Annotated in this window: 22 protein-coding genes; 8 read left to right on the forward strand and 14 right to left on the reverse strand. The window is 46.2% G+C overall.

Features of this window, described 5'->3' with window-relative positions; all coding sequences use genetic code 11:
• Nucleotides 1-424 precede the first annotated feature (424 nt).
• Entirely contained in the window at nt 425-2,599 is a 2,175-nt protein-coding gene (locus QUA24_RS04675) for a tetratricopeptide repeat protein (protein WP_333227599.1), read from the forward strand.
• Nucleotides 2,600-2,684: 85 nt separating this feature from the next.
• Here QUA24_RS04675 and QUA24_RS04680 read toward each other — a convergent pair whose 3' ends face one another.
• Both QUA24_RS04680 and QUA24_RS04685 read right to left on the reverse strand, forming a co-directional pair.
• Nucleotides 2,685-3,422: a hypothetical protein gene (locus QUA24_RS04680; protein ID WP_333227601.1), complete on the reverse strand. Its 738-nt coding sequence runs from the start codon at nt 3,420-3,422 to the stop codon at nt 2,685-2,687.
• Nucleotides 3,419-3,745, reverse strand: a complete 327-nt coding sequence (locus QUA24_RS04685; protein ID WP_333227603.1) for an MgPME-cyclase complex family protein — start codon at nt 3,743-3,745, stop codon at nt 3,419-3,421. Before QUA24_RS04685 ends, QUA24_RS04680 begins: the two co-directional genes overlap by 4 nt.
• Before the next feature lie 114 nt (nt 3,746-3,859).
• Between QUA24_RS04685 and QUA24_RS04690 the strand changes: the two genes are divergently transcribed.
• Both QUA24_RS04690 and QUA24_RS04695 read left to right on the forward strand, forming a co-directional pair.
• Nucleotides 3,860-4,066, forward strand: a complete 207-nt coding sequence (locus tag QUA24_RS04690) for a hypothetical protein (protein ID WP_333227605.1) — start codon at nt 3,860-3,862, stop codon at nt 4,064-4,066.
• A gap of 390 nt (nt 4,067-4,456) precedes the next feature.
• Complete coding sequence (locus QUA24_RS04695) at nt 4,457-5,656, forward strand: glycosyltransferase (RefSeq protein ID WP_333227607.1); 1,200 nt, start codon at nt 4,457-4,459, stop codon at nt 5,654-5,656.
• A 203-nt stretch (nt 5,657-5,859) separates the two neighbouring features.
• Here QUA24_RS04695 and QUA24_RS04700 read toward each other — a convergent pair whose 3' ends face one another.
• From QUA24_RS04700 to QUA24_RS04715, 4 genes are all read right to left on the reverse strand, one after another.
• Nucleotides 5,860-6,768 (reverse strand): MoxR family ATPase, encoded by a 909-nt coding sequence (locus QUA24_RS04700; protein WP_333168446.1) that lies wholly within the window; start codon nt 6,766-6,768, stop codon nt 5,860-5,862.
• A 178-nt stretch (nt 6,769-6,946) separates the two neighbouring features.
• Nucleotides 6,947-8,161 (reverse strand): bifunctional riboflavin kinase/FAD synthetase, encoded by a 1,215-nt coding sequence (locus tag QUA24_RS04705; RefSeq protein ID WP_333227610.1) that lies wholly within the window; start codon nt 8,159-8,161, stop codon nt 6,947-6,949.
• A 389-nt stretch (nt 8,162-8,550) separates the two neighbouring features.
• Nucleotides 8,551-9,453 (reverse strand): MBL fold metallo-hydrolase, encoded by a 903-nt coding sequence (locus QUA24_RS04710; RefSeq protein WP_333227612.1) that lies wholly within the window; start codon nt 9,451-9,453, stop codon nt 8,551-8,553.
• 649 nt (nt 9,454-10,102) lie between these two features.
• Entirely contained in the window at nt 10,103-10,267 is a 165-nt protein-coding gene (locus QUA24_RS04715) for a hypothetical protein (protein WP_333227614.1), read from the reverse strand.
• 301 nt (nt 10,268-10,568) lie between these two features.
• On the opposite strand from QUA24_RS04715, the gene QUA24_RS04720 reads away from it, so the two are divergent.
• A complete protein-coding gene (locus QUA24_RS04720; RefSeq protein WP_333227616.1) occupies nt 10,569-11,501 on the forward strand; it encodes a hypothetical protein in 933 nt (310 codons plus the stop codon).
• Here the strand turns inward: QUA24_RS04720 and QUA24_RS04725 are convergent.
• Nucleotides 11,469-12,050: a hypothetical protein gene (locus tag QUA24_RS04725; RefSeq protein ID WP_333227618.1), complete on the reverse strand. Its 582-nt coding sequence runs from the start codon at nt 12,048-12,050 to the stop codon at nt 11,469-11,471. The two genes, QUA24_RS04720 and QUA24_RS04725, sit on opposite strands and share 33 nt — an antisense overlap.
• Nucleotides 12,051-12,615: 565 nt before the next feature.
• Between QUA24_RS04725 and QUA24_RS04730 the strand changes: the two genes are divergently transcribed.
• Entirely contained in the window at nt 12,616-13,521 is a 906-nt protein-coding gene (locus QUA24_RS04730; protein ID WP_333227620.1) for an alpha/beta hydrolase, read from the forward strand.
• 120 nt (nt 13,522-13,641) lie between these two features.
• On the opposite strand, the gene QUA24_RS04735 is transcribed toward QUA24_RS04730, so the two are convergent.
• Complete coding sequence (locus QUA24_RS04735; protein WP_333165398.1) at nt 13,642-14,166, reverse strand: DUF4330 domain-containing protein; 525 nt, start codon at nt 14,164-14,166, stop codon at nt 13,642-13,644.
• 371 nt (nt 14,167-14,537) lie between these two features.
• Between QUA24_RS04735 and QUA24_RS04740 the strand changes: the two genes are divergently transcribed.
• Nucleotides 14,538-15,389, forward strand: coding sequence for a M48 family metallopeptidase (locus tag QUA24_RS04740; protein WP_333227622.1), 852 nt, complete (start codon nt 14,538-14,540; stop codon nt 15,387-15,389).
• 194 nt (nt 15,390-15,583) lie between these two features.
• On the opposite strand, the gene QUA24_RS04745 is transcribed toward QUA24_RS04740, so the two are convergent.
• The 5 genes from QUA24_RS04745 to rfbF all read right to left on the reverse strand — a co-directional run bounded on the left by QUA24_RS04745 (nt 15,584) and on the right by rfbF (nt 20,411).
• Nucleotides 15,584-16,354, reverse strand: coding sequence for a metallophosphoesterase family protein (locus QUA24_RS04745; RefSeq protein WP_333227624.1), 771 nt, complete (start codon nt 16,352-16,354; stop codon nt 15,584-15,586).
• A 329-nt stretch (nt 16,355-16,683) separates the two neighbouring features.
• On the reverse strand, nt 16,684-17,430 hold the full coding sequence (locus QUA24_RS04750) for a DUF1995 family protein (RefSeq protein WP_333227626.1): 747 nt from the start codon (nt 17,428-17,430) through the stop codon (nt 16,684-16,686).
• 176 nt (nt 17,431-17,606) lie between these two features.
• Nucleotides 17,607-18,338, reverse strand: a complete 732-nt coding sequence (locus QUA24_RS04755) for a cyclase family protein (RefSeq protein WP_333227628.1) — start codon at nt 18,336-18,338, stop codon at nt 17,607-17,609.
• Between the two features lie 77 nt (nt 18,339-18,415).
• The gene (locus QUA24_RS04760; protein WP_333227630.1) at nt 18,416-19,480 is read right to left on the reverse strand and encodes an acyl-CoA dehydrogenase family protein; all 1,065 of its coding nucleotides are present in this window, start codon (nt 19,478-19,480) and stop codon (nt 18,416-18,418) included.
• A gap of 154 nt (nt 19,481-19,634) precedes the next feature.
• A complete protein-coding gene (rfbF, locus tag QUA24_RS04765) occupies nt 19,635-20,411 on the reverse strand; it encodes a glucose-1-phosphate cytidylyltransferase (protein WP_333163238.1) in 777 nt (258 codons plus the stop codon).
• Between the two features lie 318 nt (nt 20,412-20,729).
• Here rfbF and QUA24_RS04770 point away from each other — a divergent pair, with 318 nt between their 5' ends.
• Together QUA24_RS04770 and QUA24_RS04775 are read left to right on the forward strand one after the other, a co-directional pair.
• Nucleotides 20,730-21,269 carry an RNase A-like domain-containing protein gene (locus QUA24_RS04770; RefSeq protein WP_333227632.1) on the forward strand — a complete coding sequence of 180 codons (540 nt, stop codon included), beginning with the start codon at nt 20,730-20,732 and terminating at the stop codon, nt 21,267-21,269.
• Nucleotides 21,266-21,565, forward strand: coding sequence for a contact-dependent growth inhibition system immunity protein (locus QUA24_RS04775; protein ID WP_333227634.1), 300 nt, complete (start codon nt 21,266-21,268; stop codon nt 21,563-21,565). Before QUA24_RS04770 ends, QUA24_RS04775 begins: the two co-directional genes overlap by 4 nt.
• A 94-nt stretch (nt 21,566-21,659) precedes the next feature.
• On the opposite strand, the gene QUA24_RS04780 is transcribed toward QUA24_RS04775, so the two are convergent.
• Nucleotides 21,660-22,988, reverse strand: coding sequence for a GH39 family glycosyl hydrolase (locus QUA24_RS04780; RefSeq protein ID WP_333227635.1), 1,329 nt, complete (start codon nt 22,986-22,988; stop codon nt 21,660-21,662).
• Nucleotides 22,989-23,048 lie beyond the last annotated feature (60 nt).

Raw genomic sequence — 23,048 nt, forward strand, 5'->3', positions numbered from 1 at the left:
TAGAACCCCACCCTAACCCTCCCCTTACTAAGGGGAGGGAACAAGAAAGAAAGCAAAGAGAGTGTCACAGTAAAGTTCGCACTGCGCACCTTACCTCGCAGCCAAAGATAGCTACTTAGAGGTGATAGCAAAACTCAACAACGGCACGTCTGTAATTATTGAAATCCCAGTTTTCAATCGCCCGACATTGGACAAGCTAGCTTTGTACAACACAGGAATAACTGATGTAACTAAATTAATGATTGAAGAATTGCACAAGGGATTCCAACCTGTAATTTATTTTATTGAAGCCCGGGCTCCCCAGTATTCGCTCGACTAATTAAAAAATTTAGATAAGCCATGTTAGATTTTTAAAAGGCGGAAGATGTGACAGCTTGGTTGAAAGCTAATTCTCCAAACGACTAGGAAATATTAGGTGAATTTCATGCTTGGAATAACACTCGGCAATCGCTACAGCATTATTCGTCACTTGGGAGGCGGCGGATTTGCTCAAACTTATTTAGCTGAAGATAAGCAGCTACCAGGCAATCACCTCTGCGTCGTCAAGCAGCTTAAACCTCACGCAACCGATCCCGAAACTCTAAAGGTAGCAAGACGTTTATTCGATACGGAAGCACAAGTTTTGTACAAGTTGGGAAATCACGATCGCATTCCCAGACTTTTTGCTTTTTTTGAAGAGAATCAAGAGTTTTATCTCGTTCAAGAATTTATAGAAGGCCACGATTTAAGTCAAGAAATTATACCCCCCCAAACCCCCCCTTACCAAGGGGGGGCTGGACTTGGCTCCCCCCCTTACCAAGGGGGGGCTGGGGGGGGTTCGCCTTACCAAGGGGGAAGTGCGGGAGTCATGCAGGAAGATGCAGTGATTTGTATATTGCAGGAACTTCTCGAAATTTTAGACTTTGTACACCAACAAAATGTGATTCACCGCGATGTCAATCCCCGCAATATTCTCCGCAGAGATATAGACGGAAAATTAGTTTTAATTGACTTCGGCGCAGTCAAAGAAATTACTACTCAAATCACCACTCCTCAGCCCAAGAATAGCTTGAGTGTCAGCATCGGTACTCCCGGTTATATGCCCAGCGAACAAGCTCACGGCAACCCGAAACTCAGCAGCGATATCTATGCCGTCGGTGCGATCGCAATTCAGTTCCTCACTGGCATAAATCCTCACCAAATGCCAAGGAACCCCGATACAGAGGAAATTATTTGGCAGGACAAAACATCAGTCAGTCCTGAATTTGCAAACATTTTAGATAAAATGGTAAAGTACGATTTTCGGCAACGTTATTCTAGTGCCAGCGAAACGCTGCAAGCTATTAAAGAATTGAAAAATTCTTTCAGCGGTACAGTTCCTGTATTGCCTCCGGTTGCTGCTGTCAATAAGCCCCTCAAATCCCGAAAAAAACTCTATTTAAAAATATTGGCCATCGCCAGTTTAATTGGTATCAGTATTATAGGCTCAATTTATGGTGTAAATACTTTTAATTCTGCCAATGCAACTGACCTGTACAACCGAGGCAATACTCTTTATAATTTAAGCCGATTTGAAGAAGCTCTGGCAGCTTACGAGCGAGCAATAACTCTCAGACCGGACTACGCGGAAGTTTGGCAGGAAAAAGCTAAAACTTTGTACGAATTGAAAAAATACCAAGAATCGCAGTCAGCTTATGATAAAGCAATAGAATTAAAGCCGGAATACTTGGAAGCTTGGACGGGACGCGGTTATGCTTTGGATAAGTTGCAACAGTCTCAAGAGGCGATCGCATCTTTTGATAACGCTTTGAAAATCCAGCCCGACTATGCCGCAGCGTGGGAAGGCAGAGGCGATGTTCTCTTAGATTCGCAGCGGTACGAAGAAGCGATCGCCTCCTACGAAAAAGCTGTACAATTTCAGCCTAACTTGTACCGTGCCTGGTACAATCGCGGGCAAGCTTACCAAAAATTAAAACAGTACGATCGAGCCGTAGAATCCTATCAAAAAGCAGTTGAAATTAAATTCGATAATTCTGAAGCTTGGTACAATTTAGGCAATGTATTCCTAGAATTGAACAAAAACCAAGAAGCTTTTGAAGCCTACGAAAAAGCCGTGCGGTTTCAGCCAGATTTTTATCAAGCGTGGTACAGTAAAGGCATCGCTTTACTAAAAATGCGGAGGCATGAAGAAGCGGTAGAAGCTTACGAAAAAGCTGTTAAATTAAAACCGGATTATTATCAAGCTTGGTATAATTTAGGCTGGTCTTACCACGAACTGCGCAGGTACGAACAAGCAATTGAGTGTTACAGCAGAGCCTTAGATTTAAACCCGAAAGAACATCAAGTGTGGTACAACAGAGGAAATGCTCAGTACAATTTAAAGCGGTACGAAGATGCGCTAGTCTCTTACAATGAAGCCGTCTATGTCAAACCTGACTATTCGGAAGCTTGGTACAGCCGCGGCAATGCACTTGTGGCGGTAAAAAGATACGAAGATGCGATCGCCTCCTATGACAAAGCAATTCGCTACAAACCGGATTACGGAGCGGCAATGGAAGCAAAAAAGCGGGCAGAAAGTCAGCTAGGAAGCAGCCCGCTAGAGTCCGAACAACCACAATAATTGTTATTAATCCCCCTCTGCTAGGACGAGAGGCAAGTGTAGTAGCGATTTCACGATCCGAACGATCGTGGGAGTAGCTTATCTTTTAGCGAACAGCGGGAGCAATTACGGTAACTCGGCGGCTGTCTACTAACATCGGCCAAAAACCTCGATCGCTCAATGTTTTTACTGCAGCAGTAGCGGCGTTTTGATCCGTTGTATAAGCGACGAATAAAAAGGGACGCTGGCCGTAGGAAGCTAAGCCTACTTGCGTGCCTAATGCTTGCCTGACTTGGGCGGCTAATTCAGGTTGGTTGAAGTAATCTACTAACACTGCATAACCAGGGCCCAGGGGTTGGGGATTGAAGGCAAGATTGCCTGTTGAAAGATGGGTGATTGGTTCAGAACCTGGTGCTGGCTGAGGGTTGTAGACTGGCAAATTTTGGGGTAGTGCCGCTGCGGGCGATCGTACTACGTAAGCTTGCAATCCGACAACATCTTCGATGTATTTAACCCAATCGCTGGCGATTTGCGAGTCGCGAAAGCCACCAACTCGCGTCACCGTGTCATTGATGTACCGACAAACTGTGTTGTTAGTATTTCCAGGGAAAGAGCGTTTTGCTCTTTCTTGCTGTTCGGGTGTTGGGGTGACAATTAACAGTAGATATTCATCGGACTGGGGCGGTTGGCAGCTCGATTGAGCTTTAACAGAACTCGATAAAATTGTCAATACCAAAAGGGCGATCGAAGTAGCAGAAAATAGGGGAAGAGACAAAATAAATTTGTACAATTTACCCCTAATTGTTGTTAGTTGTTTTGTCGGATATTTTGCTCTTTTATTCATGCTGTCTGTAGGGATGCGAGGGCATCGGGAATAGTTGCTGACGGTGCTTGAAATTCACCTGTCAGTACATATTCTAATCGCAGTTTCAACCAGGTGATGAAGACTGGATCGGTAGAAATAATAGCGGCGGCTGGCTGAGGGCATTTTGCTTTAACTTCTGCCATTGTCGGTGCTTCTATAAAAGCCGGCTGTTTGACCAACCAGAAGTCTATTTGTTTTTCTTGTTCGTTGTAGTTGCGGGTTCTTTCTTTAAACACTTCATCTAGGGCTTCTTCTTCTAGCAAAAAGCGTTGGCTGGCTAAAACGTAGTAGTAGGTTTGCATTTTTGTCGGTTGTTAGAGGTTGACGGTTAGCGGTTAATGCCGCCTGTACCGGCCAGTTTTGCTGGTCAGGGGCGAGTTTGCTGAGTTGCGGTCGTTGGAGAGTTCTAGACTCTTGTGCCGTTTACTTTACCTTATTTGCTGTCATCTTGGGTAGATGCAGAGCAAGTCGCCTCAGAAAAATCTTTGGTGGTGAGAGTTGGGGGAGTTGTGAGAGTTGCGAGAGTTGCTGGTTTTTTGGGGATTTGGGCGATTATTTTTCGGGCTGGTGATTTTCGGGAAAATTTAGGTGACAATAGGAAATTAGATGGAATTGCACGTTAAATAATTACCAATTATTGAGACAATCTGGGGGCTGTTAAACCTGATTGGGAGTGGTTTGCATATGAAAATACTTCAGACAGTTTTTGATTGCCAACCGTAAAAAAGGCTTTCATGACGATTCGGCGATCGAGCTGCCTGCGTTACAATCAAGGGTTTGTGGCTACTACCTAAAAACTGTCCTGACTATTGTATTGAAATGTAAAATGTGTGGATTGATTTGCTCTGACCGAAATAGCGATCGCCCCGCTGTCACTTCCCCCATCCCGTCAAAAGCGATCGCCCTCCGCCCCTGCTCAAATAAGCTCAACAAATCAGCTAAATTTGTTGCCCAGGGAATGCAGCCAAAGGCTAAACTAATCTAAGTTTTACCATAAAATTTTCTCCCCGTTCATGAACATCGCTTATTTAGTCAACCAATATCCCAAAGTCAGCCACAGCTTTGTCCGCAGAGAAGTCCTAGCGGTTGAAAATTGCGGCATGAAAGTCGCACGATTTTCGATCCGATCCTGCGAATCAGAACTCGTTGATGAGGCCGACAAACTAGAGCAACAATTGACTAAAGTAATCTTAGGAGTTGGTGTACAGGGGTTAGCGTGGGGTTTGCTGCGCGTTGCCGCAACTAGACCAATTCGATTCATCGAAGCTGTGCGGTTAATGTTCAAAGTTGGCTGGCACTCGGAACGGGGGATTTTGCTGCATCTAGCTTATTTAGCAGAAGCTTGCATTCTTTTAAATTGGTTTGCAGAATCGGGTATCGCACACGTTCACGCTCACTTCGGGACAAATTCCACAACCGTCGCAATGCTGTGCCGCGTGCTTGGCGGCCCGACTTACAGTTTCACCGTTCACGGCCCTGAAGAATTTGATAAAGCGACTCTTCTTTCCTTAGACGAAAAAATTAAACGATCGACCTTTGTAGCAGCAGTTAGTTCCTTCGGTAAAAGTCAGCTTTTTCGATGGTGCGATCGCACTTTTTGGTCAAAAATTCACGTCATACACTGCGGCGTAGATGCTGCATTTTTAGCAGCACCCTACGTCCCCATACCCGCAGCACCGCGCTTAGCTTGCATTGGGCGGCTCAGCGAACAAAAAGGGCATTTGTTATTGCTAGAGGCTGCTAGCAAGTTAGCAGTTCAAGGCTTAGAGTTTAAGTTGGTACTGGTAGGAGACGGGCCGCTGCGATCGGATATTGAGAAGCAGATTCAGCAACTTGGCCTGCAAAACCATATAGAAATTACCGGCTGGGCCAGTGGCGATCGAGTTCAGCAAGAGATTTTAGCTTCACGGGCAATGGTATTGCCTAGTTTTGCTGAAGGTTTGCCCGTCGTAATTATGGAAGCCCTCGCTCTTAATCGACCCGTAATTAGCACTTATGTTGCTGGCATCCCGGAGCTCGTAGAACCCGGTGTTTGCGGTTGGTTAGTTCCTCCCGGTTCCGCAGAAGCATTAGCCGTAGCGATGCGCGCGGTATTGGAAGCACCTTTAGAAAAGCTAGAACAAATGGGGAAAACAGGAGCTGAACGGGTTGCTCAACAACACAATATTGATTTAGAGGCAAAAAAATTAGTCGCGCTGTTTAAGAGTGCTTGAGAATGGTGCAAAACCTATTGATTAACTGACATCTTGCATCATTATTAATAAGTCTTTCAAGGGCGGGTAGAATGCCCACCCCACAGGAAAATTAATTGTTTGTGGAACAGGCATCTTGCCTGTTCCTTTAATTAAGCTGTAATTGTTTGTGGAACAGGCATCTTGCCTGTTCCTTTAAATAAAACAACCTACTTACAAACTTTTTAAGGAATAGGAACCGACCGCAACAACTTGTCAACAATCGTCTTAGCCCTTCTTCCCCCCGCCGGAATCAACCGGTGAGAAAGTACGTGCGGCGCCAAATATTTCACATCATCCGGGGTAGCAAAATCCCGGCCCTCCATAAATGCCAAAGCCTGGGATGCCCGGTGCAAAGCCACCGCACCCCGGGGACTCACCCCCAGAGTAATCTCCTCATCCTCCCGCGTCGATCGCACCAAATCTACAATATACTGTTTCAAAGAGGCTTCCACCTTCACACCAGCGCACAAACGGCGCAATTCCTGCACTTCTTCCAAAGAAATACAAGGCTGCAAATCTTCAACAGCAAAACTATCAGAAAGCCGTTCCAACATTTGCAACTCTTCCAAAGCAGCGGGATAGCCCAAAGTCAAAGACAAAGTAAACCGATCCATTTGCGCTTCTGGTAGCGGAAAAGTGCCTTGATATTCGATCGGGTTCTGAGTCGCAATCACAAAAAACGGCGCGGGAACATTTCGAGAAACTCCATCTACTGTCACCTGCTTTTCTTCCATCACTTCCAGCAAAGCTGACTGAGTTCGCGGCGTCGCCCGATTGATTTCATCGGCAAGCAAAACATTAGCAAAAACTGGCCCGGGCAAAAACTCAAACTCTCCGCTGCGCGGATTCCAAATATTAGTACCGGTGACATCCGTCGGCAACAAATCGGGAGTGCACTGAATCCGCTGAAACTTCCCATCGATCGATCGCGCCAAAGACTTCGCCAGCAGCGTTTTTCCCACACCAGGCACGTCTTCCAGCAGCGCGTGTCCGCCCGAAAGCACCGCTACCAACACCAAGCGAATAGCATCGGCTTTGCCAACAATAGTTTTGCCTAGATTTTGTTTGAGCCGCTCAATATGTTGTCTCATATCCCTGATTTCTAATTGTTAATTGCGAATTGCTAATTGCTAATTGTTGAAAAGATATCAAGATTGCCAAAATCTTGAGTATTTGCCTTGCGGACTTCGTATTTGTACAACTAGAATTTAGTCTGACTCATCTTGCACCATTTTTAAAAGCGATCGCCTGTTCTAGATCACATAATTATTAGACTTTAGCAGTTAAGAGGCTTCTAGCAATATCGCAATCTGCCTGAATTTGAGTTTTGAGAGCTTCCAGAGAAGCGAATTTTTGTTCGGGTCGCAAAAACTCTACCAAACTCGCACTCAAGGTTTGACCATACAAATCCCCAGACCAATCTAACAGGTGAACTTCCACAGTGGGTTGCAGGCCGTCTACTGTCGGGCGGCAGCCAACATTCATCACCCCATTGACAAAAAATAAAGTTGGTGCTATTCCGGGGATTAGAGATTTGGCATTTTCCGGCTGATAGGAAGAACTTCCATCTTCCATCTTTTCCCCTCCCTGCTTCACCGAGACTCGCACCGCGTACACGCCAAAACGTGGCAAAAATTTTTCCGGCGGCAGTTCGATATTAGCAGTAGGAAATCCGATCGTCCTACCCAGCCGCTGTCCCCCAACCACAGTTCCGACTAAACTGTAAGGTCGCCCCAGCAACTGGTTCGCTCTTGTGAGCTCGCCGGATGCCAAACCTTCACGGATTGCAGAACTGCTGATCCGATCGCCCTCACCGCAATTGTGCAGGGGTACAAGAGCAACATCAATACCGTAACCAGAGGCGATCGACTGCAAATCCACAGCCGTCCCAGCGCGTCCCCGTCCAAACCGAAAATCCACCCCCACACTAATTCGACTCGCTTTTAGTTGTCGCACCAGAATTTCCTCGACAAACTCAGAAGCAGTCAAAGCCGCCAATTCTCGATCGAACGGCAGCAGCACAAGTTGCTCGACGCCCATTGCTGCGAGCAATTCTACCTTTTCTGCCAGAGGCGTCAGCAGTTTTTTCGGTTGACCCGTAAAGAATTCTTGCGGGTGCGGATCGAATGTCACCACAGTGCTGTAAAGCCGATCGACCCCATCAGAATCGATCCCAGAGAGGCTGTTGCCATCTGCCTTGGGGGCTATCAAACTATCGAAATTATGGCTGCTGCCGGCTCGATCGGGCGGTGCTGCTGAGTCGTTGTAGCAGGTCGCCGCAGGTTCGCTTTCCAAATTTTCATCTCTGCCAGCGTAGGAGCGCAAGTTTGGCCCCGACGCAAGAATCGTCGCAGAATTTTGCTCAGGCGATCGATTTAAAATTGGCTGCACGACTTGTCGATGCCCTAGGTGCAAACCATCAAAGTTTCCCAAGGCAACAGAAGTTGGAGTCAGAGCAGCGGTACAAGAAGAAGTTACCCACACGCTTAAAATTTTGACATACTTAGCCAGATTGCGATCGCCAGTCGATTTTAGATTTTAGATTTTAGATTTTAGATTTTACTCCACAGATAAATCTGGAAGGTTGAACTTGGGTCTAAAGTTTTTGGTTTTCCACGACAGGAGTACGTGGCACGGTATCCATCTGTGAGTGAGGTCAATCGATTTTCGATTTTCGATTTTCGATTTTAGATTAAAGAATTGAAGCATTGACCCCACAGATAAATTCGGGGACTCCTCTATCGGATACAGGTTTTTTATTTCTGGACGGATGAATCCGGGGGCTTGTATCCTGGATGCTTTCGGTCAGGCCTCGCTTAAATTTCCGATTTCACAGATCAAGACTTCAGAACCATCTGGCAATCTCACATCCCTCAGACATGAACTTGAGGCGCTTGCACCGACGCTTCAGACAAATCGTTATCAGGAGGCAGCAATTGTAACGACAAACCTTCCCGCGCCATCAAACTGTTCGGGAACCTTTGAGCCACTTGTTCTCCCACCCTGTCTAAAAACTCGTCATTGTGCAGCGGGTCGTGGTGAAAAATCACCAACTTTTTGACATTAGCAGCCTTTGCCACCTTCACAGCTTCCTGCCAAGTCGAATGTCCCCAGCCGACCTTGCTGCTCTTCTCCGAATAATACTCCTCATCGGTATAAGTAGCGTCGTAGATCAGCACATCAGCATTTTGAGCTAAATACAGCACATTTTCGTCTAAACGATCGGGAAAATGTTCGGTATCAGTCACGTAAGCAGCCGCATACCCCCGCCAGTTGACGCGGTAGCCTATAGCTTCCCCAGGATGGTTCAGCAAAGCAGTTTCCACCTTAATCTCTCCAATTTCCAGCGGTTTGCCCACTTCTATATCGTTAAATTTCAGGTCTGCCCCCATAATTTGCAGGGGTACCGGAAAATTGGGGTGCAGCATCTGGTCATGGAGGCGCTGCTGGATAGTAGCCTGATTAGGAGCAATAGCCCCATAGATGTGAAAGCAGTTCCCAGGAATAAAAGCTGGGACAAAAAATGGGAATCCTTGAATGTGATCCCAGTGAGAGTGAGTAAAAAACATATGAGCTTTTACGGGCATCTGGGACAGGAGAGTTTGTCCCAAAACCCGCAATCCAGTACCGCCATCGAAAATTAGGCGACTGTCACCCACTCGCATTTCTACACAGGGCGTGTTGCCCCCGTAACGTACTGTTTCTGCCCCGGGAGACGCTATGCTACCTCTAACGCCCCAGAAGTGAACCGTGAATTGGTTTTGCATACTAGACATGGGTTTTCTTGCAAGATTGTTCCGGCGAGTTATCGATAAGGTGTTTACATATTACTAAGGGCTTTACCATCAAACCCAAGCTCTTTGACGGTCGAGTTCCCCATTTGTTGGAAGTGCCAAGAGTCTCGCTCATCGCGAGAATGCAAAACTGTTGGGCTTGACAACTAAGTAATAAATTACAAGGTAGACTAATCAAGTCTCGATCGTAACTATTCTTTTCTTCTCTTCACTAGCCTAACCTCCACAGACACACTTTGGGGCCGCAGTTATGTCTGAGTTTGGTCAAAAGCCGCTGTTTTTCCAGCCTCCGCACTTGCCGAACACGCTCGCGCGGTCGGTTGTTTGCCTTGCTGCTTTACGGGTTAGAACGCGGATGATGGGCTTCCTGCTATTTAGTCCGGTCGATCAACCATAATATGCAGGTGTCGGGACTTTTTTGCGCCGATATCTGGCTGATATTGCCGATCGGGCGTAAAGGCGCCTCTACAAGAATGACGGTTAATTTACCCGACTGGAGATGCTCCGGCCATTTAACCGCTGCCCATGAGCATCAGGGAGTCGTTTTTACCCGAACCCGGTTTAATTAACTCAACTCCCATTAATTCAAAAATCTTAGCAGTTTAGGAATGCTTCTGCTATTAATTATCAACTAATACTGTCTGGATTCTCGGCCCGCCCGGAGGCTGCGGTTCGTCCCGCAAGCGGTCAAGCTGAACCCAGCCTCATCTGACACCGGAGTAGCAGCGAGAGTCCGGGCCTGCTGGCAAAAGGCTAAATTTTCGTCGTGCATTTCTTGGCGGACGAATTGAATCACTCAAAATTCCCCTATTTTCGGAAATTAAAAAATTTCGATTTTTTGCCATCATGCCAACTCCGATCGCCATTCTGTCTCCAGAGTGAGGCAGAAATATTCGCTGTTAACCTCTCGTGATTTTCTCAAAAATCTTCAATTGCTCTATTTTTGGTAAGGATTTCTCGGAATTCAGCGCAGTTGCGCTACTCGCCACGGGGTTGAATTTCCGGTATCATAGAACCTTAGAGTCTTATTTGCCGAGAATCTAAATCAGTGCTAAAAAAGCCTGGATAACTTTAAGTTATTTTTCCAAAAAGTCAGTATGAATCAAGTTAAAAAAACTACAACCAAGCTGAATAGATCGCCTGTGAAAGTGTCCGATCGCACTTTAGAACTCGGTAATCTTCCGTTGAGCGACCTGTCTTTAGAAATAACTGATGGTCAAGCTTTGAGAGAATTTAGTTTGGACGATCGCCCGCCGGGAACCCCAACAGCCACAGGCCGCACTGCCGCAACAAGACGCCGGAGGGTAGATGGCAAGAGCGAGTGGGCCCGATCGCCTGTGGTTTCTACTGCGTTTCTCAAATGGCTGCTAGAGAGTTTGACTCGCTCAAAAGGTTGGCTGGGAATTGTCACCCTGGCAGCAGTTTGGGGGTGGTGGAACAGTCAGTTACTGTTTTCCACAGGCCTGGGGATAGCAGCAATGATGCTGGTTTACCGAGGGCAGTCGTGGGACTGGCAATTGCTGCGGGCAAAAGGCAAGCAATTTTGGGATGGCCCGAACCGTCGGTTCGTTTTAGCCGTCGGCACCGGCGGGATTGCTACCTTGGGCGCTTACATGAGTTTGGCGATTTGGGCTGACTCAAGCAGCCACTGGATGGCTTTGAGCCTAATTTTGCAGAATTTGGGGACGATCGCGATTGCAGGGCTGTTGCTGCGGCAAGGGTTGAGTCTGGGGGCCGCAAAAGATGAAGTGGCGCTCGATCGCATCTTGGCGGATTTGACTGATGCTGACCCAGTGAAGCGTTTGATTGCTGTGCGGCAAATGACCGATTTGGTGAATCAGGGTGGGTTGGGTCCTGTGAGATCTGTCAAAAGTTCGATCGCCCGTTCCCGCGCTGCGGAGTGCTTTCGCCTGATGCTGAGTCGGGAACCAGAAGCTGTAGTCCGCAATGCCCTTCTCGAAGGTTTGCAGACTTGGGACGCTACTTATGGCATGGCTTTAAAATCCAAAAATCAAGTCATCGACTATTAGCTGACCGTCAAAAGCGTAAAAACTAATTCGATAAATATTCGGAGCTTTTACGCGCAGGGGAGCCCTAGGGGCGATCGGAGAATTAGACCCGACCAGATTGGGCGCCGGCATTTCATCCTGAACAATTGGGTTGCCGTCAATGTCACAAGCAGATAAAACAGTTCGTCGCGAACTGGTGACAAGTCCTGACACCCAGCGAACTGGATACTTAAAAGTTACTTCTATCAGTCCGCTTTTGGGGGCTCCCATTAACACTGTTGCCCCAGAACCAGTGAAAAATGCTGGGTTTGAAGGTTGGATGGCGACGGCATTGCTAAAAGTCACCCCCCAATGTGCAAACTGGTGTTCTACTACTTCAAAGCATTTCAAGTCTTCTAAAGCTACGCGGACGATCGCAGGTACCGTCGTGGCGCGCGATCGCACATCTGAAGCCGCGCCTGAGCGTTCTGGAGTGGCGACCAAAGACTTTTTGCTGTTTAAATCCATGCTTCGATAGGCTGTGTCAAATTCTGCAAACCCGTCTGATTGAAGACTTTTCGCATCAACCATAAAACCCTCGCGATCCCTTTTTCTGAGCAGTTGCATTTTAGTAGACCTCCCTGAGATTAGTTGTTTCTTCTGTTTTGGAATTGATAACGGCGAGGCCAGTGATTGCCAAACTTGCAATTAGGAATCGAAACCCCATCGCCCGCCCTCCAACAAAGACTTTCGACCTCAAAAGCCACTGCTCCGCAAAATATCGTGATTAATGATTGGTGATTGGCGAGCGTCGGCAAACCTGCCGCCTGCCTGAAAGCGAGTTCTAATAGTCCTCCTTTCCGAGCGCCTGCTTTCGGGGTTGGCGAACAGACTCTATTTTGGTGAGGGGTCTTACCCATCATTTTGCTATTATCTCCGATCGGCGCTAGTTTGCAAGGGTAAGGATAACTACACAGCCGAATTGCCCAAATCGCAAAACTTACTTGCTGTCTGTAGTTTCACGCTTCACCTGTACTAAAATAGATTTAAATCATTACTCAATCTTTACAAAAACGCCACCAGCTTTGCAAGTTTTTTAAACAAAGACGGGGCGATGGAAAAGAATCTAAAATATAACAGCGATTAAGGTTAGTTTATGCTTGTACCCCTCGGCTTCGGTCAGCGATCAATAGTTACTTCTCTCGGCAGAATGGTCTACTACACTGCTGAAAAAATGCCTTGGATGGGGTTGCCGACCTCAACTTCGGAAAATAAGCCGAACTTAGTATTTTTTCACGGTTTTGGTGGCGGGTCGAGTGCCTACGAATGGTCGAAAGTTTATCCGGCTTTTGCGGCAGAATATCGAATTTTAGCACCGGATTTAATCGGTTGGGGGCGATCGGAACATCCGGCAAGAAATTATCAGGTTGAAGATTATATCACAATTTTGAGCGAATTTCTCGAAAAAACTTGCGGCAGTCCGACAGAGGTGATTGCATCTTCGCTAACAGGGGCGATCGCGATTCGAGCTGCGATCGCACGGCCGGATCTCTTCAAATCCCTAATTTTGACCATACCCAGCGGTTTGTCGGATTTCGGACAAGATTACGGCACAAGTTTCTTCGCTAAGCTAGTCAACACGCCGATATTAGATCGCTTGCTCTACAGTACCGGAATCGCCACAGACGGCGGCATCCGTAGCTTCCTAGAACAACGTCAATTTGCCGATTCCCGCCGCGTTTACCAAGAAATTGTTGACGCTTACCTCGCATCTGCTTTGGAACCAAATGCAGAATATGCCGCCCTGTCTTTTGTGCGGGGAGATTTGTGCTTTGACTTGTCGCTGTACATCACTCAGCTAACAACGCCGACAGCGATTATTTGGGGAGAAAAATCGCAGTTTACCGGGCCCGATATCGGCCAGCGGTTGGCAAATCTCAACCCCGAAGCAATCAAAGTTTTTCAACCTCTGGAAAACGTAGGTTTGACTCCGCAGTTAGAAATTCCCGCTGTCACGATTGGCTTAATTCGGCAATACTTAAAATTGCTTTCGGAAGGGTAAAGAAGTTCGGCAACGAGCAATGTACAAGATGTAACGGATGTCAGGAAAAAGCAAGAAGGAAGAAGGAATTCCCTCTTCCCCATTAGCAATGACTACTGACTACTGACTACTGACTACTAATTATTCTTTTACTCGCACGTCGATAACGCTGGCGTTGAAAATGTACTTGTTACCTTCAAGCTCTAGCGTAGTGCCAATTTTGACTTTCGTATTACCTAAAACCGGGCCATTTTCAGTAAGTTGACCTTTTCCCTCTAAGGTAAACATCATATTTTTGCTGAAAGCTTCTTCTTCTCTTGGATCGGGGAGAGCTTTCAGAGTGCCGTTGGGCTGAGGAACTGCTAGGGTTCTGGTGAGAGTTTTGACAGATTTGATGGTAATCTGACCGGAGGGTTGATTGCGGATCACCACATTGATTTTATCACCTGGTTTGAACAAATCTTGAACGTTTGTTCCTTTGAGACCGATCGCAATTGCATCAATCTCTACAGGTTTGATACTGGTGCCGACTTGGGCTACGGAACCGCCAGAAGTGCCGGGAAAGAAGAAGATTCCGACTGCAACTAGCAGTACGATCAGAGCGGCAGCTACGTCTAGAATGCTGAGTTTGCCGAACAGTCGGCCTTGAGAATCTAAAATTTTCATAATCGCCTATTATACTGATAGCGACAGGAGTATGTTTACAAGCTCAGGACTTACGCAGACATCGATGAAAAACAGATGCTGCTATTGCTGAGCTACCGCTGGCAATGACATACTTTATTGATTCGTAAGTCATGAAGCTAAAAGATATTACCACAACGATCGCCCAAAATCCGCATGACTGGGGCACTTAACCCAGAAGGCAGTTGACGGCGGTTGGTTGGCCTTGGCTCGATCGCCCATAAGCTGGTGGCGCCGTTAAAAATTGACAAAAAGCTAGAATAGCAACTAAGCAGCCTCAAATTACGTCTGCCTATTTAGTGACTTTTCGAGTTTTTCCTACAATTTTATCTAACTTCTGGCACCTATCACTCATGTTAAAAAGTTTTTGGTTGACTTGCCGGCATACTTGTGGCCGGGGGATTTATCTGTTTCTGTCCCTGATTGTGGCTGCAGGTATCTGGGTGGTTTCCCCGGAACCCACTCAAGCATTTTCTTTGCCTGAACTGATTTTTCGGGGCATTCAAGTTATTCAATTGTCGAATATGTCCGATCGACAAGAGGTGGCTATTGGCCAACAAATTAATCAGCAGTTAACGAACAGCGAGTTTAAGATTGACCGCGATCGGGACACTACAGAATATATCAACCGCATCGGTCAACGACTCGCTCAAGAAAGCACTCGCCCCGATATTCCTTATACTTTTCAAGTGATTGACGACGACAATATTAATGCTTTTGCGACAATGGGCGGTTTTGTTTATGTGAATAAAGGTTTGATGGCGGCGGCGGACAATGAGGCCGAATTGGCAAGTGTGATCGCCCACGAAATCGCTCACATTAATGCTCGCCACGCAATTAAACAAATGCGTCAAATGGCCATAGCTTCTGGTGTAGCTTCGGCGACAGGGCTCGATCGATCTCAGGCGGTTCAGATTGGGGTAGAATTGGCTTTGCGGCGCCCCCACAGTCGCCAAGCTGAGTATGAAGCGGATCAGTTGGGATTGCAAACTATGGGGCGAGCGGGCTACGCTCAATCTGGGATGGTTGATTTTATGAAAAAGTTGCTCAACAAGCCTTCTCCTCCTAGCATTTTGAGCACTCACCCGGCAACTGGCGATCGTATTGCTGCTATTTCACAGGCTATAGATCCGGATCTTGCTAGCGGCGAAGGTTTGAATAATGAGGATTACAGGCTAGAAATCCGCAGGCTTTTGGGCTCGTAGAAATGTAAATCAGTCAGGCAATCTCTTCTCTTCTCTTTTCTTACTTCGCGACGCTTCGCTAACGCGCCGCTTCGCTAACGCGTCTTCGCGGTTCGTTAAAAAATAAATCCAGTTACTAGGGTAAGTCAGCAGCAAGTTAATTTCGGTTTAAGAGATCGGACTTAAGCGGACATACCCTAAAACTACAAATAGATTTAACACTGCTGTTGAACAACATAATCGATCGCAGCTTGCGGGGGTGGAATCGGCTGCGGCTTCAATTGCCGAACAACTTCGTCAAACGGCAAAATTCGGACTTGATGGTTAAATACATTTACTTGATAAACTCTGCGGTAGCTGAGGTCAAATCCTGTCAGCCAGCCGCTTTTGGGATGATAAGCACCCGTGTCAATATCCAACCACCCTTCGCCCCTGACTAATTCGCCCGGTCTGACCCCATGAAAGGTAAAGGTGATCGTGTGACCCGTGATAATTAATTTATTGGGAAAATAGGGTTTCGACATGGTGTGAAATTCCCTGCGAATCCAACACAGTTGTTCGATCGACTGTTCATCGATCGACAGATGGGGGTCAACGCCCGCGTGAACCAGCCAGATGTCCCCTAAGTCCCGGTACGTAGGGAGCGATCGCAGCCACTCTAAGTGTTTGTACGGCATCATCCCTGTATCTCTGTAGCTTGCTACTGTCGCATCGCCGCCACTGTAGAGCCAAGATTGCCACGCTCGCATATCCATCGGCGTCCCCGACAAAGCCTCCAGCATCAGTTGTTCGTGGTTGCCCAACAGAGTTTGGTAGGGGCTTTGCTGCACAAAATCTAATACCTGAGCGCTTTTGGGGCCACGATCGATTAAGTCTCCCAAAAAATAGACGCGATCGTTCGAGCTGGGGGCAAGTGCCTCTAGCAGGGTCATTAACCCGTCGTAATGCCCGTGTACGTCCCCGATAACAATGCGCCGGTGCTCCATTGTGTTTATCCGCTTCCCTGACTCAAAAGCCCCATCTCTAGCTTATAGCATCTGATTTTGCTGTTATTTGCCTCCCCTCTTTTACGGTGGAGGGGTCTCACCCATTATACTGCTTTTTATAAAGATTCTGTAAAGCTCACCAGTAGCTGTTTGCGTAGCTACTGATAGAAACACAGGCAAGCTGCTAATTCTGCTTCTGCAACTGCTGTTACTGAGACAAAGATTTGAGTTATTTGACTCTTTAGGGTGCATCAGCGATTAGCCGACGGATTAAGTCGAAAATAATCCTAGCTGACACACCGTAAAATACGATCGAGCCTTAACGATGGTCACTGAGTCAAAGCTTTGAGAAATGTCTGGAGTTCTGCCAAAAAACCTTTCTTTTTTAAGGGTTTGGCAGGTGTGGTGGAGTCAGGATCGGCGCTTGGCAGAGAACCGGCTAAAATCCGCTCTAAATCGTCTCCGACAGGTTTTTGGGCGGTTTCAGAAATTAGTTCGTATTCGTCGTTTGTTTCCAGCCACACTTGCCAGGATTGGGGGTAGCAGCGGAATAAAGCAGCAGTGTCTAGGGGTCTGATATAGTAGCAGGATTCAATTTTGCTGAGGAATCGATCGCGCAATTGGCGGCCCGCATAGCCTATACCTATGGTGGCAACATCTTCCAAGCGCGGGTTGAGTAGAATTACTGGGCGACCGGCCGCAGCTATGTAAATTTTTTCGACTTGGGCAACTTCTACGGCTGCTGGATTGATCAAAAGGAAAAGTTGATCTTCCGGTGATATTTTATCTTCAACAGGGGTGCGACTGCTACCCAAATCAGTGACTTTAAACGGTGTTTCTCCCCAGTCGCGGCGCGCGAGGGCTGCCGCACCGGTGTCGGGAAAAAAGACTTTTACTCCGGGGTAGATTTCCTCAAATTCTGGGAGGAATTGGAGGGTGATAGACTGTGCTTGCAGGGCGATTTCTGGAAATACTAATTCGACTTGCAGTAGATTTTTGCCGTCCGAGAGGGCAGCGGCGGTGGCAATGCGGGATTGGGCGATCGCCTCGTTGAGATCCTTGGGCAGTTCTGTCATTAATCTTATTGTTTTTACTCGACTTCTCTCTATCTAATTTTACCTGAAATATGGCACCATTCTCAATTACCTATTTAGGAACAGGCAAGATGCCTGTTCCACAAGAAAATTCACTCTTTGTGGAACAGGCATCTTGCCTGTTCTTGAGAATGGTACAAGATGTAAGTTTGACCGCACTAAGCCACAAAAGCTAACACCGACACAGGCGAGCCCGAACCTCCCAAAAGACGTAAGATTCCGATAACTAAAGTGATGTTAGCCGCAGGTAACAAGTCAAGATTTGCCAGATTTTCCAGCACTATTCGCTGCTTTTCCAATACCAATCTGTTAACCGCAAAACTTTCATCTTGCCCGGTATCGACTCCGTGGGTATCGGTTCCAATTCCCGCTATCGAGCGTTCATATAGCAAAAATTGAGTTGCTGCTTTGCTAAATCCGGGAAAGTGGCAAATTCCGCGATCGTCTCGGTTAAAAAATGCTCCCTGATTATCCCATTTTTTTTGCCAGCCAGTATACAATAAAACTAGATGTCCCGGTTCTATAAGTTTGTGCTGCCGTTCCCAAGCCAATATATCATCAATTGTTAAAGTGTAGTCGGGATTGGCAAGACTTTGCTCTCGGATGTCGATCGCAATTGCCGGCACAACGAGCGACTGCGGGGAATAATTATCAATGCTGGCGCCTCCTACATAAAAGCTGTTGGGTGCGTTGATGTGAGTGCCGCTGTGTTCTCCCATCGAGAATTTTCGCAGGAAATACCCGTCTGTTTCTATTTGAGCTACTGTGGCAATTTCTGTCGCTGGATCTCCTGGCCAAATGGGAATATTTGGGTGAATTGCATGGGTTAAGTCTACAATTTTGCTGTAGGCGATCGTTTTTAAGTTATTTGACTTAAAGTTGTTTGTCATTAGGTTAAATATATTTATTATTTATTAAACACAGTTGAGTTTTTGACCTTCTGCGAACTCAATCTAAAATCTAAAATCTAAAATTCGATTAGTCGATCGAGCGTTGCTTCCATCACATCCTTGGTTTGCCCGGAAACAGTATACACCAAAGCTTCTCGATAAACTCTCCCGGCCGGGTGTAGCACACCGTTAGCAGCACCGCTAGAAACTGCAACCGCCGCGTGCCCGCAACGCACGGCTAAATCAATGGCTTGAGATCGCAGCGCTAATTGTTCTGCTTTCGAGCTATGTTGAGATTGTGGGAAATTCTGTTTTAGCCGATCGAGCTTTTGCTCTAGTTTTTGGCAAGCCGCCGTTATAAAAGGTGAATTCTTAGCAGCCGCCGCTGCTGCAATTACATCCAATCCGGCTCGAATACAGCCAAAAGTAGCCGGAACAAAATTCAGTATATTTTTGCTGTCGTTTTCCGAAATCCAGCCTACAGGTTTAATTGAAATTATTTCCGATTCATCCAGCAACCAATTATCGAGAGTGGCTGTCACAGTATTAGTCGAATTCATGGCGATTAACTGCATGATTTCGCTACAAACTATTTTACCCGATTCGCGTTCAATATTGGCAAAAGGCACTAAACCGAAAACTGCGCGATTGTCAGGAAGTACCCCAGCTACAATAAACTTTTGAAACAAGCGAAAACCTGTTACCCAAGGAACTTTTCCTGACAGTAAATAGCCCGATTTTGTGGGAGTTGCGGTGACAGCCGGATCGCCCGATCGCCTTAAATGCGAAAACCCAATACCCAAGCGTAACTCTTTTTGGGCGATCGCGGGCAAGTATCTGCTTTTTAGCATTTCATTTTCGCTGTTGGCAAGCATGGCAGTTGCGCTGTGGTGCTGAGTTTGCAGGAAAGACAAAGCGCCGGAATATCGAGCCGTCAATTCTTGATATTGGTAAAAACTCTCCGGTTCAACTTCGACACCTCCCCATTTTTGGGGAACTCGCAATGCTAAGAGCGATCGATATTCCAATTCAGCAACTGCGGTTTTCAGCGCTTCCGAGTCGCTGTCGATAATTTCCGCGTGAGGTGCAACGCACTTTTGTAGGTAAGTTTCTGTACTGTTGAGAATATCTTGGGAATCCATTTTTTATAATTATTTTATAGCAGAGGTAGGGACACGGCACTGCCGTGTCCCTACTACTCCGTCGCTCACGGGGTGTGCTTAATAAACGTAGAATCTGCCTTATTTTTCTTCAAATTATTGTGGAGCGAGCCTAAAGTCTCGCTCCCAAACTCACTCATTTCCACACTTTCCAAGGAGCCTTGCCTTCATCCCAAAGTTCGTTTAAATACTTGTATTCTCGAAAAGTATCCATCGCAAAGAAGAACCCATCATGACGGTAAGCCATCAATTGCCCGTCTGCGGCCAAACGCTGCATCGGCTCTTGTTCTAAAATACAATCATCTCCCCCCAAATACTCAAATACCCGGCGGTTAAATATCATATATCCAACACTGATCCAGCCGTCGATTTGAGGTTTTTCAGTAAATTGAACTACGCGGCTATCGCTGTCTACCTCCAAAATTCCAAAGCGAGAAATCGGGCGAAATGTAGTGACAGTTGCCAGCTTCCCGTGAGACTTGTGAAAATCCATCAAGGCGTCAATATCGACATCAGCTACTCCATCGCCGTATGTCACCATGAAATTCTCGCGATCGATATATTTTTCTATCCGTTTGACCCGGCCTCCTGTCATGCTTGCTGCGCCAGTTTCAGCCAGTGTCACCTTAAAATCTTGTTCGAGATGTTCCTCGTGATAAGTGATGATATTTTGGCGTCCCAGACAGATAGTAAAGTCATTGTTCATGGCTTCATAATTAAGGAAATATTCTTTAATCATGTTGCCGCGATAGCCCAAGCACACAATAAAGTTTTGGAAACCGTAGTGTGCATAGATTTTCATGATGTGCCAAATAATCGGATGCCCCCCCACCTCAACTAAGGGTTTGGGACGAAATTCTGTTTCTTCTCTGAGACGAGTACCGAGACCGCCGGCTAGGATAACTACTTGCATTTTGTCACATTTTTAAAGATGATAAATTAATTTATCATCAATCATCAGGAGTTTTTTCAAAGAATTATTAACATTTTCTCATAGTGAGTGAAGCTTTGTAAACCGCAGAAATCACGAACTCTTATAAATAATTCTAGGGTACGCGCGACCGCACCGCGTATTTGAATGCTGCGCGCAATTTCTAACTAACAGTAGGGTGGGTCCTGCGGACAGTATATTTGAATACAGCGCAATTTTTAACTTATTAAGAGTCGATTAATAAATAGACAAAAAAACAGCAAATACCTATACTAAATATAAGAAATAGATTCAAAAGCAATGAAAAATCAACTCGATCGCCTAAAAAAGTTTTTAGGTATCCTCTGTGCGATCGCCTCAATAATTATATTATTCCAATCGGCAATACCTGGTGTTTATGCCACGGTTGTTGCACCGGAAGGCTCAACTATAGCACCAACCACCCTAGCTTTTGTTCCGAACATACCGGGCGGCGGATTAGACTTTCACGAATCAGCAGGAGGCCACACTTTAGAGAGACACGTTGGTAAAACAGCAGCACAACTAGCACAGCGACTCGCAAGCGAAACGAGAATTTCTGCAGCATCTTCTTTTACTGATCGTTCTGTCGCCGAAGCGGCTATTGCAGAAGCAATGAACAGAAATCAAAGTGCGATCGACTCCTGGGTGAAAAGTCGAGGCAATCGTTATACGATCGACTACAACGCCAACAGAATAATTGGCATTACTCTACGTCGCCGCGCATCCAAAGCAACTTCAACATCTCGCCTGAGAATCGTCCTTCAGCGCAGCGCCAAATTACCTCCCGGATACTTTATTCTCACAGCCTATCCCCAATGATCAATCAATTTCCTCATTTAACCCAATTTTTCAGTTCATACTTTCACCAAGACTGGCCGTTAGAAGCTGACACTCCCAGCGATGTAGTGAACAACTACCGCAGCAGCGAACCGCCCGAAAGTGTTGAAGCTGCATCGCAAGAACTCAGCCAATTGTTAGAAATGCCGATCGTCCCAGCCGATTTAGAAGCATTCATCCTCGATGAATTAGGGTGTTACTACGACCCCCAATCCGAAAATCAAACAGTCAGAGAATGGTTGGAATCCGTTCAAAAGTCTTTGACAAGTCCCAGCTAAACTTTATATATTTGTAAGAATGCGGCTATATATTTGTAAGGACACGGTAGTGCCGTGTCCTACAAGTTATCCACAATTCAATAGGATAGCTAGCTCACTTGCTAACCGTCAATAAGTAGCCTTCGTGGACGTTGAAATTAGGGATAACATAAGCTAAGCTGCCGCTACCAACCAAAACTTGTTCTTCTTTAACGGTGACAAGCTTTTGCACGGCTCCTTCTTCATTGTTGGGAATTTTTTCTAATTTTAGAGTGATTTTCTGACCCCTTTGAATACCTAGCTGTTCCAAATTCCCGATGCTTAATGTTACCGTTGTTGCTGAGGAAAAATTGGGGTCGAAATAACCTAAAAGTATCTGTGCTTTACCTTCAAGATTTGACTTGCTGGCTAAAGCGACAAGGCGATTGTTATTTGACCAACTCCTCACCCGCGAATTAACTCCCTCAGCATAAGCTTTGTAAGTCCACCAAGCTGCTCTTGGCTCAAAAGTATTCGGCGTGACCATCCCACTCAGCGTATTGTTGAAGCAATTGCTAACTTTATTTGGCCCTTTACTCTCCCAACAAGCTCTGCAAGCACCGTCAGCTTTTGCATACTCTAAGTTATACAAATAACCTAAGATTTCCCCCGGCTGGTACTGCGCTAAGTTCCCCACAATTTCATTGACGTAAATTTTTTGCAATTTCAGTTCATTGTAAAATGGACTTTGCTGAAAATTGCGTTTAGCCTCAATTACGTGATCGTCAACAAATAAAATCATCGTGTCGTTAAGTTCGTGCCATGAGAGGAAGTTTACTTCAAGTTTGTTAGCCTTGCAGTAATTCAAAAAAGCGGCAAGATATTCTTTGCTGTAGCGGCCGAGGCTTGGCCCGCCAATCATTGCTGACGGCCCCAGTTCTTCCCGCAATATTTTGTAAGCTCTTTTGTAAGTTTCAAAGAATTGTTCTCTGCTTCCATTCCAAAACGGATTTTTTAAATCGGGTTCATTCCATACATCCCAAATAATTTTTTTGCCTTTATTTTGCTGGGCTAACTGTCGGATGAATGCTTCCCATGCAGGGTAGTTTTGATAAGGCCACCCATTGGGATTGCTACCGTAGCCCCACAAATCGCTGACTACTAACTGAAACTCGGCTCCGCTGGCGATGACTCGATCGTAAATATCGAGTCTCCCCGCCCGCCAAAGTTTCGGCTGCAAGGGTTTTATCGAGCTATCCGGTGGTTTGGCAGTGTCGATTCCGTGCAGGATGCCACTCATGGAAATTGTACCGGTGGCTGGCTGTCCAAAATCTACTGTCACGTTCGATCGCAGTTGGGCGATCGCTCTTGGCTGTCCCAAATAGGCTATTAACAGAACAGTGACAATAGCTAAACCAATTGGCAACAGTTTATTAATACGTGGGAACTTGAATGTAAGTTGCATATTTTTCTGTAGTTGGTGTTTAATAGAATGGGCATCTTGCTCGTTCCTAAGAATGCTGCA

The organism is Microcoleus sp. Pol12B5 (genome assembly GCF_036701335.1).
Taxonomy (GTDB): Bacteria; Cyanobacteriota; Cyanobacteriia; order Cyanobacteriales; family Microcoleaceae; genus Microcoleus.